Origin of the sequence: Advenella sp. FME57, assembly GCF_014897675.1 — a bacterium.
Taxonomy (GTDB): Bacteria; Pseudomonadota; Gammaproteobacteria; order Burkholderiales; family Burkholderiaceae_B; genus Advenella.
This window is the reverse complement of the sequence record NZ_JABUXU010000016.1, coordinates 42,545-54,820: the sequence shown is the minus strand read 5'-3', so window position 1 is coordinate 54,820 and position 12,276 is coordinate 42,545. Positions and strand designations below refer to the sequence as shown.

Below are 12,276 nucleotides of genomic sequence, written 5' to 3'. Positions count from 1 at the left end.
ATATACGAGGCCCGCGCTTCATACCAGACGCATTACTTCAACAACAATTCCGGCAGCCATAGCGAAAAGGCGGGCACATAGGTCACCAGCGCCAGGGCAAGAATCAGCGCCCCGTAGAACGGCCAGATGGTGCGCATGACAGTGCCCACCGAGACCTGGCCAATCGCGCAGCCAACAAACTGCGTGGTGCCAACCGGAGGCGTGTTCAGGCCCAGGGCGCAATTGAGGAGCATCACAATCCCAAATTGCACCGGCCCCATGCCATACTGCATGCAGATCGGCAGAAAGATCGGCGTGCAGATCAGGATGGTGGCGGCCATATCCAGAAAGGTGCCCAGCACAAACAGCGACACATTGACCATCAGGAAGATCGCCCATGGGCTGGTGGAAATGGAGGCCATCAGTTCGCCGGTTTTCTCCGCCACGCCATAAAAGCCGATCAGGTAGCCGAACGTGGCTGAAATGCCGATCAATAGCAGCACCACACCGGTGGTCTTTACTGCCTTGGCGGCGGCGCGCACAAATTGCTGCATGGTCAGCGAGCGATATACAAGGCCGGTGAGCAGCAACGAGTAGAGCACCGCAATGGCCGCCGATTCCGTGGCCGTAAATACCCCGCTCAATATCCCCGCGATGATCAGCACAATCACAAACATGCCGGGTATGGCGGCCACCATGGATGTGAACACGATACGCCATCCGGGAAACGTGCCCGCCGGATAACCGCGTTTGCGCGCAACCAGGTAGGCGGCAAGCAGATTGCACAGCGTCAGGATCACCGCCGGCACGATACCGGCAGCAATCAGCGCAGCAATGGATACTTTACCGCCGGCCGCAAGCGTGTAGATGATGATGTTATGACTGGTGGGCATCAGCGCTCCCACCAGCGCAGCATGCGTGGTCACGTTGACCGCATAATCGGCGTGGTAGCCTTCGCGTTTCATCATGGGAATCATCACCGACCCCATGGCCGATACATCTGCCACGGGCGATCCCGACACACCGCCAAATAACGTGCATGCAATCACATTCGACATTCCCAGGCCGCCGCGCACATGTCCGACCATGGATTTGGCGAAGTTGACAATGCGATCGGCGATGCCGCCGTACAGCATCAATTCCCCGGTAAAAATGAAGAACGGAATGGCCAGGAAGGAAAAGGCGTTCATGCCGGATGTCATTTGCTGGAACGCAACGGCAATGGGAAGGTCTTCATAAGCGATCGTGGCAATGGATGCCAGGCCAATGGCAAAGGCAACCGGTACGCCAATCACCAGAAAGCCGACGAACGACATGGAAAGAAGCGTCAAAGCCATGCGGGCACCACCTTTTGATTGCGCAATATCGCGATGATATGCTCGATCGAAAACAAGACGATCAACACACCGGACAGCATCGCGGGCACATACTTCCAGGCTTCCGAAAGACCAAGATTGGGAATTTTCACCGCATGCACCGATTCTGCCAGCTCGCCGCAATACCATGCCATCAGCGCGCCAAACAGCAACACCAGCGCATGCACGAAAATGCACAACCGGCGCTTTTGCAAAGGCGGCAGCAGATCAGCCAGCGATTCGAAACCGATATGCCCGGCATCACGCACCCCCACGGCGGCGCCCATCATCGTCACAAACAGCACCAGCAGCAGCGACAGGCTTTCAGCCCAGGTAGGCGTATCGTTCAGGACATGACGCCCGAACACCTGAAATGCCACGGCAGCGATCAGGCAGACCAGACCGGCGACACTGGCCATCATGCACAAACGCGCCAGCAGTGCGCATCCGCGCGCATACAGATCCAGCGGAGAAGTCCGGCCGCAGCCGGGCCTCCCCGCATGAACATCGCCAACGGTTTTGGATTCAATCATTTGCGCAGTCATCACAGATCCTATTTCACAGCCTGGATGCGCGCAACCAGATCTTTCATTTGCGGTGTCGTAATAAAACGATCATAGACGGGCTTCATTACCGCCTGAAACGAGGCCTTGTCCGGCTCTACAATCTGCGCACCACCCTTTTGAACCACTGCGCGGGATTTTTCTTCACGCTCTGCCCACAGTTTGCGCATATAAGGAACCGACTCCTGAGCCGCCTGGCGAATGATTTGCTGATCCGCTGCCGGCAGCTTGTCCCACTGCCGTTTGGAGTACACCAGGATCTCCGGCGTCATCGTGTGCTCTGTCAGCGAAAAGTACTTGGCCACTTCAAAATGATGACCGCTATCGTAGCTGGGAAAATTGTTTTCGGCTGCGTCCACCAGGCCGGTCTTGAGTGCCGTATAGACTTCGCCCATCGGCATGGGTGTCGCGTTGGCGCCAAGCGCTTCGACCATGGCGACCGACAGGTCAGACTGCTGTACCCGGATCTTCATCCCCTTGACGTCCGCAACAGTTTTAACCGGCTTGTTGCGGGTATACATGGAGCGCGCTCCACTGTCATACCATGCCAGACCGACAAAACCGGCATCTTCGCAGGACTTGAGAATCTGGCTCCCGATATCGCTGTCCAGCACTTTGTGCTGGTGCTCTACTGAACGAAACAGAAATGGCAGCGACGGCACCCGTGTGGTTTCACAAATGTTATGCATGGCAGCACTGCTTACCCGAGCCATGGCCAGCGCGCCCAGCTTGACCTGTTCGATCGAGTCGTCTTCGCTGCCCAGCTTACTGCCTGAAAATACCTTGACCGTAATACGGCCATCGCTTTTTTTCTTGATAAGATCGCCCATATATTCCACCGCTTTCACGGTGGGATAGTCACTGGGATGGATGTCGGCCGAGCGCAGTTCAAGCGCCTGGGCGGTGCTCATGCCTGCAAACGCAAACATGGCGGCGGTCACGATCTGACCGAAACGGCTGGGGGTCAATTGCATTGTCTTGCTCCGGGTTGGGGCTGATATTGTTGTCGGATATGAACTGATTAATAAAACGGTAAAGCGTGGTTGCTGCAATGCTGCGCGCCGACCTGTACGGGCCGGTTTCCTAAACTCATCACAATCGCTTAATCACGATAGCTGGGCTCCTCTATACCGCGTGTTCCGGGCTGCAAAGCGAACACTGCGCCATCCAGGGCGTCGGGCGCCGCATCTGCCGGACGTATGCTTGTCACAAACAATGTGTCAAAACTGCGACCACCGAAGGCGCACATGGCAACCCGGGGGACTGGCACCTGCACACTGCGATCCAGGCGGCCGTCGGGCGTATACCGATAGACCCGTCCCGCTTCGTTGCCGCAAATCCAGTAACAACCATCCTGGTCTATTGCGCCGCCGTCGGGGCGCCCGGCAGGCAAGGCATCAATGAAAACGCGGCGATTGCCCGGCAGGCCGGTCTCTGGATCGTAGTCATACACCCACACAGTCTTGCGCGATGGATGGGAGTCCGACAGATACATGCGGTGGCCATCAGGGCTGAACCCCATGCCATTTGGCACAATCAACGGCTCCGCCAGCGGCATGGCTAGCTCGCCGGCCGCGTAACGGTATAGCCGGCCTACCGGCGCGCCCGCAGCCATGTCCATGAGCATGGTGCCGGCCCAGAAGCGACCCTGGCGATCACAACGACCATCGTTAAAACGCATGCCGGAACGCGCGTGCATCACAGTTGCCATAGGTTGCACGCCTGGTGCGGGATCGGCGACGGTCAAATCAGAAAGCGAAAAAATCCCTGTTTCCATGGCTGCCAGCCAGCCATCGGCCCGCATGGCGATACAGCCGGCCATCTGCGGCAAAGACCATTGGTCAATAGCGCCGCTATCTGGCTTATAGCGCCACAATTGCCTGGCCGGAATATCAGTCCAGTAAAGCGCCTGGTGCTGCGGATGCCATACCGGGCTTTCTCCAACCTGGCACAACATGTTGCCGACCCGTTCAACATGGGCGTGCGTCATACATGTACTCCTGTCCTGGACTGGCGGACATCACATTCATCATTAACGTATGCGAGCAGTTGCTGCGTCGGTGCGCTTGTACGAGAAGCACAGCTCATTTGATGCAGCATGAGCCACCTCCGAGAAAAAAGGGATATGACGTCCGATAAGATATACAAAACCACTGTACCGAATGTGATACCCGCCCAGCATCTTGCAAACCGCGAAAAGTCGCCAAAAAGTCGCTGTCGATTCCTCATACTTTTCCTTTTTTCATAAGAAAAGTGAAGACTCGCAGCACGCAGAAAGAAAACAGAACAATGGATTTCATGGCGGTGATTTATATTTTCATTGTATGACATCATACAAGTTTGTGAGTAGTATGGAATTCAATATTTTGGCTGTCAAGCACTCATTAATTCGGGATATCCCTTGTTTGCAGCAAGCATCGGCGTGGCCATTACCTGGTTGAAAGCCTGCTTACGCCTGGCCCTCACAGCCCTGCAAAGGCACCACATTCGCATCAACCCATGATATTTGGCATATCATGATTATCATGAACATTCCGTAAACCAGCACAAGGCAGAAAAAAACCATGGTTGTGGCTACGAGCACACTCTCGAGCCAACCGTGGCTCGCCTGTCCGACAAAGCTGCCGAATGGCTGGTCAATGCGGTGGCGCATGGCAGCATTCACGTTCACGATGAGCGATCAACCTGCATACCTGACCTACATTGATCGATAGTTTATGCCAAATATGGAATTAGCTAAAATTAATCGGCAATAATATCGCTAATTGTTCCATAAATGGAATTCATAATTCTGTAATAAGTATTTTTCTATCGATATCAGAAGTCCATAATGAACTCACTGAATCCTGCAGTGCGTCAAAACCGACGCACACTCCCGCAGATTTCTACCGATCATATATGGAGTTAACATCATGAAAAACGTACTTGCTTCCCTTCTCTTTGGTGCCGCTTTTGTTGCCGGTGCCGCCCATGCTGCCGATTTTTCCGAAAGCCAATATCCCTTCCCTGAAAATGCGGTCAGCCCCGTGCAGCAAAATCTGATCGTTGAGCAAAGCAACACCAGCGACTCTTCCTACCCTGCGATTCTTGTACGAAGCACCGATAGCCGTGCTGATGTGCGACGCGATCTGGCTGACTATCAGGCAGAACATCCTGCAGACGAATACATGGGTGACTAAGCCAGGAACGCGCCAGCCTATTGCATCTGGTATAGCGTGAAAAAAAGGCCATATTCCGCAACGGATATGGCCTTTTCTTTGTTGACGAAGCTATTTAGGGAGGATTTTTACGGTTGGCTGGCCAGCAGCGCCTTGATATCTGCAATTCGGTAAGCGGCATTTCTCTTCATCACCTGGCTGAAGACTTCAATAAATGCGCGTGTGGCTGGCGACAGCAGACGGCGCCCGGGGGTGACACACCAGACGATAGCTTCGGGTAAATTCCAGCCCGGCAGAACAGGCACCAGCGTGCCGTTTTCAACAAACGGTCTGGCCATGGGTTCGGGCAAACCGCCGATGCCCATGCTATGGAGCGCCATGGTCCGCTGCAGACCCAGGGAATTTGAACTGAACATGCAAGCCGGCGAGCCTTCCCAAAAATCGGTGCCGCGGCTCAATCGCCAGCGCCGAATGTCGCCCATACTATTCATCAGCATCAATCCACGATGTGTTTTCAGATCCGCCGGCTCCTGGGGCGGGCCATGTTTGCTCATATAGGAAGGACTGGCATACAGGGACGTCACCAGTGTAGCAAGACGGCGGGCGACCAGGCTATTGTCGTCGGGCAAAGAGCTAGCCACACGAATGGCGGCATCAAATCGTTCTGCCAGCAGATCCACCCGTCTGGCCGACAGATCCAGTTCCAGCCGCACATTCGGATGCTGCTCTGAAAACAGAGGCAAAAACTCGGCGAGCGCATGTTCAAAAAAATCGGGAGGAAATGACACCCGCAATGTTCCCTGGGGGGTTGCCTGCCGGTCCCGGGCAAAAGCGATCGTGCATTCTGTTTCATCGACCAGTCGCCGGGCGTGTTCAAGAACTTCACTGCCAAACTCAGTGATCATCAGCTTGCGCGTGCTGCGGGTGATCAGGCGCTCGCCCAGCTCTGTCTCCAATCCGCTGATGCGGCGTGACAGGGTGGACTTAGGCAGGTCGAGTCGGTCGGCTGCGGCGGAAAAACTGCCGGAATCCATGACCTGGGCAAAAAGAATCAGGTCGTTTGCGTTGATTGTCATGACGGTTGCGATTGTTCCAGATAAAGGAAAAAGAGTTCCGAATTTCGGTCTACAGAATCCCTAATATACCCCATACAATAACAGTATCAGTGGTGCAACAGAGGGCGCGCTGCATTCAGTGCACATCCATTGCAAATGCACTTCAAATATAGCCTTCGAAGCACCCTAACCCATTATCAAGGAATAAACAAAATGCTGGAAATCAGAAAAAGTGAAGAACGCGGTGTTGCCGAGCACGGGTGGCTAAGTTCACGCCATTCGTTCTCGTTCGGCGGCTATCATGATCCCGCCCATACCGGATTTGGCCCGTTGCTTGTCATCAACGAGGACCGGGTGCAGCCCGGACGCGGCTTTGGCAAGCATGGTCATCGCGACATGGAAATTATCTCATATGTATTGGAAGGCAAGCTTGCTCACTCCGACAGTATGGGTAACGGTTCGGCCATTGGCTACGGCGACGTGCAGCGCATGAGCGCCGGGACCGGCATCATGCACAGCGAATATAATGATTCGGCCGAGCAACCGGTGCACTTCCTGCAAATATGGATTGAGCCAGACAGAGCCGGTATCGCACCTGGCTATGAAGAGAAAGCCTTCACACCGGCAGAGAAAAAAGGCCGCCTGCGCCTGATCGCTTCCCCCGACGGGGAACAGGGCTCGGTGCTGATCCATCAGAATGCAAGAATATATGCCAGCATCCTGAATGCCGATCCCGCACTGAGCCACGAACTGGCTGACGGGCGCGCCGGGTATGTGCATGTGGCCAAAGGCAGCGTGACTGTCAATGGCCAGCTGCTACAGGCGGGCGATGCGCTGAAGATCACGGATGAAAAATCCGTGGTTCTGGAAAATGGCAGCAACGCCGAAGTACTGATGTTTGATCTGCCTGCGCAATTCTAATGGTCACTGCCGCTGGCCGTTCAAACAGCAGGCACCGCATTCAGTTGCTGCCTGCAGCCTGAACGGCTCCAGACTTATAGACGTATTGCCGCAGTTGCAGGTAATCGCCACGTGATGAAAAGCCACCGATCCGCCAGGAGGAGACAACGGGCCGGATCGGTGGTAAAAACGTAGCAAAACTGATCGTTGCAAATTGATTTTACGCAATTTCGGTCGGCACGATGTGCCAGGACAGGTTCGCCCTCAATGGCTACCGATGAGACAATGCCGAAAGAAGGGGAAATCATCGCGTTTACGTTTGCTTTTAAGTTGGCAGGAAGCTCCCGGACCTTCAATGCTGTCGTACTCATCGGACGATTTCCTTATGGTGATTGATATCATCCATCGATATTTCAATTGTGATAAATTTTGTGTCATAGCGATCACCGCCTGACAAAGTCTACGCAGTGCACTTTGAATAGGGAACGTTTTTTTGCGATAAGCAAAGACACGATTCGCATTAGAGTTTGTGGTCACTTTCAAATGCAGCGTCCCGACTGGGCAGGATGAGCGAATGGCGTTGCTGCAAACGAGAACTCCTCCCGGTCATATTGCGTGCACTGAAAAAATGGTAAAGTGAAGTTGCCGTCTTTTGTATTGATGGCTGCGTATTTCAACTGACATCCGTGCCCGACGACCAGACGAGTTCCCATGAATAGCCGAGACCCTCATTTCGAAAATGAAACCCTGCAGGCAATCCTGACCCGCAAAAGCGTGCGCGGCTTTTTGCCCGATCCGGTTTCCACCGACGACATCCGCACTATTCTGCATGCAGCCGCCCGCGCGCCCAGCGGCAGTAATATTCAGCCCTGGAAAGTCCATGTGGTGACCGGCGCCGCGCGCGCCGCCATTGCGCAGGCCTTGATGCAGGCACACGACAACGGCGAGCCGGAAAAGCGCGAATACCAGTACTACCCGGTAAAATGGCGCGAACCTTATCTGGCAAGACGGCGCGAAACCGGCTGGTCACTGTACAACACGCTGGGCATAACCCGAGAGGACAAGATCGGTATGAAACGCCAGCATGGCCGCAATTTTGCGTTTTTTGATGCGCCGGTTGTCCTGTTCATTACGCTGGACAACGACATGGAGACCGGCAGCTGGATGGACACCGGCATGTTTATCCAGACCATCATGATCGCGGCCAGATCGCTGGGGCTGCATACCTGTCCCCAGGCGGCACTGAGCAACTATCCCGAAATCATTCGCAGCCATCTGCATATCGCGGATGACCAGATCATCGCATGCGGTATTTCGCTGGGCTATGAAGATACCGAACACCCGGCCAATCAGTTTTCCACCAGTCGGATCGAAGTTGACGAATTTACGGTATTTCACGCTGATGGGCAGGAAAGCGCATCATGACCGACGCCCCCCGCCCCCGACAAACGCCGCTGTCCAACAGCCTTCTTTCTTCACTGCTGCCCGTTTTGCAACTGTCCCCACAGTATGCGCGGGCGCATCTGCAACTGGGTGCGGGAAATTTTTTACCGTCCAATCTGCAGGTCAATGAACTGGCTTGCGGCGCCGTCGCTGCAGCCGCATTGTCCGCCGCCGATCTGCGCCAGGCGCAGACCGTGACGGTAGACCCCGCGCAAGTGTCAGTTGCCTTTCGCAATGATCAATTGCAAACAATAGACGGCGAGCACGCTGCGGTCTTCAAGTCTCACTCAGGTTTTTTTCAAACCACAGATGGCTGGGTCAGGTTACATGGCAACTATCCCCATCACCGCCAGCGCCTGCTGGACGCACTTGGCCTGCCCGATGCGTGCCCGCGTGAACAGTTGGCCGATACCCTCAAACAGTGGCGCGCTATTGACGTAGAAGAAACAGTAACCGCAGCCAAAGGCATTGCCGTCAAGGTGCGCGATACTGCGCAATGGCAGCAGTCGGAACAAGCGCAGCAAGCCGCTGGCGTGCCGCTGCTGTCCATAGACAATATCGCGCGGCAAACGCCAATCCCGCCCGGCTCCCAGCAGGGGCGGCCACGGGTGCTGGATCTGACCCGCGTGATTGCCGGACCGGTTGCCACGCGCACACTGGCTTATCTGGGCTGCGATGTGTTGCGGATTGATAATCCGGCCATGCCGGAGCTGCCGGTGCAACATGTGGACACCGGTGCCGATAAACGCTCTGCCCTGCTCGACTTGCGTGAACCCGAAGCATTGCACAGACTGCATGAACTATTGAGCACCGCCGATGTCCTGGTCACAGGCTATCGCCCGCAGGCACTGGCGGCTTTCGGGCTGGACAGCGCAACGCTGGCCCGAACCTACCCCCATCTGATTCACGCGACGCTATCGGCCTGGACGTTTGCAGGTCCATGGAGGGATCGACGCGGCTTTGACAGTATCGTGCAGGCGGCGACCGGCATTGGCATGCTGGAATCTGCGGACGGCGCCACGCCCGGGGCCCTGCCGGCGCAGGCGCTGGATCATGCCACCGGCTATCTGCTGGCGGCCGGCATTTTGCGTGCGCTCAAATGGCGCAGCGAACAGGGTGGCACCTGGCGCGTGCAGGCACATTTGCTGGCGACCGCCAACTGGCTGCTTGCCAGTGGTGCCGCTACCGATAAAGGTATTTCGCTAGCCGATGTGTCACCGTGGCAGTTGCGCCAGCCCAGCCCATCAGGAATCGTTATACAATCGCTTCCTGCCTTTGCCATAGACAGCCACGCCCGTTTTTCACAGGTCGGCGGTCTTTGGGGCAGTGACGATCCGTCCTGGCGGACCGACTAAACGGCTTGATAGCCTCCCTGCGCACCCCACTTCACCAACCTGCCTCATGCAACCTTCAACTTCCGGCACGACGCCACAACACGTGGCCCTGGCCCTGCTCGCGCTGTCCCTGGGCAGCTTTTGTATCGGCACCACTGAATTTGCCAGCATGGGAATATTGCCGCTGATCGTAAGCGATCTGCAGGTCAGCATACCGACTGCCGGTCATGCCATTTCAGCCTATGCCATTGGCGTTGTGACCGGCGCGCCGTTGCTGACCATGGCAGGCGCACGCCTGCATCGGCGACCGTTTCTGCTTCTGCTGTTTTTCATGTTCATTGTGGGCAATGTGCTGTCAGCGCTGGCGCCCTCTATCGAATCGCTGATTGTGGCGCGGTTTCTGACCGGGCTGCCGCATGGTTGCTATTTTGGCGCGGGCGTTGTGGCCGGCGCCCATCTGGTCGGCAAAAGCAAAACCGGCAGGGCTGTGTCGCTGATCCTGCTGGGCCTGACCGTGGCCAATATCATTGGTGCGCCTGCAGCCACCTTTGCCGGACAGGTATTGGGCTGGCGCAATACCTACCTGTTGGTCGCGCTGTTCGGCCTGCTGGCCTTCGGTTGCCTATGGCGCTGGTTACCCAAATCAGATGCGCTAAAGGGCAATCCGGTCAGCCAGGAGCTGCATGGTCTGAAAACACCCCAAGCCTGGTTTCTGCTCCTGATCATCGCCATTGGCACCAGCAGCATTTTTGCCGTTTATACCTATATTGGTCCCATGGTGACCGATGTGGCCCATTTGCCTGCGGCGATGATTCCGGTCGCCCTGATGACCTTTGGCGTCGGCATGACCAGCGGCAACCTGCTGGGCGGCTATCTGGCGGACAAATATCAACAGAAGGGAATCATCATCGGCTTTTGCTGTGTGCTGATTGTGCTGTTTATCCTGGGCCTGACGGCAAGCTCTTCCTGGATGCTGTTGATCTGTATGTTTGGCATTGCGTTCAGCTCCATGCTGGTGGTGCCTTCCATGCAGGTCCAGATCATGCTAAGCGCCCCGCAGGCGCCTACACTGATGGGTGCCTTGACACATGCCGCTTTCAATGCCGCCAATGCACTGGGCGCTTGGCTGGGCGGCATCACCATTACCGCCGGCCTGGGTCTGGTTTCGCCCGTATGGGCGGGCCTGCTGATGACACTGATCGGCCTGGTGATTTTCCTGATGCGAGGCGTTATTTTGCGCAGGCACCAACTGCGCACATAGCCCACTACGATACGCTTGCGCTGACAATTACGCTTGTGATGATAATTACGATGGCGATGATGCTCACGCGGCAGACAGGCGCCCGACGCATTGCCGGGCGCGCTGGCTGATCCGACAAGGATTCTTGGCGGTTTACCAGCCCGCTTCCGTAACCAGCGTCTGCACCATTTGCGTTGCCGGCATCGGCCGGGCCAATGCCGCCGCCTGGCCTGCCCATTGCGCGGCAAAGTCATCATTGCCTTTGGCGCTCGCAGCCGCGTTCAGTGCCTTGGCCGCATCATAGGTCATGGAATAGCCGGGGGTGGGCGGACGGGCGCTGGACGGTTCATCTATATACAGGCGGTTGCGCAAACCACGCGCTGCGCGCCCCGATAGCGTCGTCGTAACACGGGTGTCATAAGCGCGTTCGCTTTGCAACGCCTTGCGGTAGGCGGCATTGGCGGCCGATTCCGGGCACAGCACAAACGCCGTGCCGCATTGCACGCCAGCCGCGCCCAGGGCCAGCGCGGCCTTGATAGCAGCACCGTCCATAATGCCGCCAGCGGCCACCACCGGCAATGCCGATTGTGTTGCCAGCATATGCACCAGGGCAAACGTACCATACTGAGCGTCGCCATTTTCCGGGTCGAATACGCCCCGATGTCCGCCGGCTTCATATCCCTGGGCAATCAGCACATCAATGCCGGCGGCCTCGATCTGGCGGGCCTCTGCGGGCGTGGTTGCGCTGGCCATCAGAAGGATGCCGGCGTTTTTCAACGCGTCAATATATTCCTGCGACGGCAAGCCGAAATGGAAACTGACCACTGCCGGACGGGTTTGCAGCACCAGTTCAAGCATATCCGGGTAATCGGGAAATGGCCTGTAGATGTCCTTCAGTTCTGATGGCGGCGTGGCCCCGAACGCTTCGAACATGGGACGCAAGTGCTCCAGCCACGCCTGGCTGGCCGCCTGGTCCGGCGCGGTCGGCCGATGGCAGAAGAAATTGATGTTTACCGGATTGCGCGTCAGGCGCTGGACTTCGGTGATCATGCTGCGCGCCTGATCCAGCGAGGCGGACGCCAGTCCCAAAGAGCCCAGCGCACCGGCCTCCGATACGGCAGCGGCCAGTGCCGGCGTGGAAACGCCCGCCATAGGTGCCTGGATCAGCGGATATGTTGTATTCAATAATTGGACGAGTGATTTACTCATGACATTCCTTTTTGCGTGACTGCTCGGCCCGGCCGGGCCG

Annotated in this window: 11 protein-coding genes; 5 read left to right on the top strand and 6 right to left on the bottom strand. The window is 56.5% G+C overall.

The features are described 5' to 3' along the window. Positions 1-32: 32 nt before the first annotated feature. From INT32_RS17060 to INT32_RS17045, 4 genes are all read right to left on the bottom strand, one after another. On the bottom strand, positions 33-1,316 hold the full coding sequence (locus INT32_RS17060) for a TRAP transporter large permease (RefSeq protein WP_193089917.1): 1,284 nt from the start codon (positions 1,314-1,316) through the stop codon (positions 33-35). After that, positions 1,307-1,879 carry a TRAP transporter small permease gene (locus INT32_RS17055; protein WP_370540252.1) on the bottom strand — a complete coding sequence of 191 codons (573 nt, stop codon included), beginning with the start codon at positions 1,877-1,879 and terminating at the stop codon, positions 1,307-1,309. Before INT32_RS17055 ends, INT32_RS17060 begins: the two co-directional genes overlap by 10 nt. 8 nt (positions 1,880-1,887) lie before the next feature. Further along, positions 1,888-2,871 (bottom strand): TRAP transporter substrate-binding protein, encoded by a 984-nt coding sequence (locus tag INT32_RS17050; protein WP_193089916.1) that lies wholly within the window; start codon positions 2,869-2,871, stop codon positions 1,888-1,890. Between the two features lie 128 nt (positions 2,872-2,999). After that, entirely contained in the window at positions 3,000-3,887 is an 888-nt protein-coding gene (locus INT32_RS17045) for an SMP-30/gluconolactonase/LRE family protein (RefSeq protein ID WP_193089915.1), read from the bottom strand. Positions 3,888-4,809: 922 nt separating this feature from the next. Here INT32_RS17045 and INT32_RS17040 point away from each other — a divergent pair. Continuing rightward, entirely contained in the window at positions 4,810-5,076 is a 267-nt protein-coding gene (locus tag INT32_RS17040) for a hypothetical protein (protein ID WP_193089914.1), read from the top strand. A 107-nt stretch (positions 5,077-5,183) separates the two neighbouring features. Here INT32_RS17040 and INT32_RS17035 read toward each other — a convergent pair whose 3' ends face one another. Next, positions 5,184-6,131, bottom strand: coding sequence for a LysR family transcriptional regulator (locus INT32_RS17035; protein WP_193089913.1), 948 nt, complete (start codon positions 6,129-6,131; stop codon positions 5,184-5,186). Positions 6,132-6,323: 192 nt separating this feature from the next. Here INT32_RS17035 and INT32_RS17030 point away from each other — a divergent pair, with 192 nt between their 5' ends. From INT32_RS17030 to INT32_RS17015, 4 genes are all read left to right on the top strand, one after another. Then, a complete protein-coding gene (locus INT32_RS17030) occupies positions 6,324-7,031 on the top strand; it encodes a pirin family protein (protein WP_193089912.1) in 708 nt (235 codons plus the stop codon). Positions 7,032-7,721: 690 nt separating this feature from the next. Continuing rightward, a complete protein-coding gene (locus INT32_RS17025; RefSeq protein ID WP_193089911.1) occupies positions 7,722-8,435 on the top strand; it encodes a nitroreductase in 714 nt (237 codons plus the stop codon). Further along, positions 8,432-9,808, top strand: coding sequence for a CoA transferase (locus tag INT32_RS17020; protein WP_193089910.1), 1,377 nt, complete (start codon positions 8,432-8,434; stop codon positions 9,806-9,808). The genes INT32_RS17025 and INT32_RS17020 overlap by 4 nt, the downstream gene beginning before the upstream one ends. A 46-nt stretch (positions 9,809-9,854) precedes the next feature. Next, entirely contained in the window at positions 9,855-11,048 is a 1,194-nt protein-coding gene (locus INT32_RS17015) for an MFS transporter (protein WP_193089909.1), read from the top strand. Positions 11,049-11,180: 132 nt separating this feature from the next. Here the strand turns inward: INT32_RS17015 and INT32_RS17010 are convergent, their stop codons facing one another. Beyond that, complete coding sequence (locus tag INT32_RS17010) at positions 11,181-12,236, bottom strand: nitronate monooxygenase family protein (protein ID WP_193089908.1); 1,056 nt, start codon at positions 12,234-12,236, stop codon at positions 11,181-11,183. Positions 12,237-12,276: the final 40 nt, after the last annotated feature.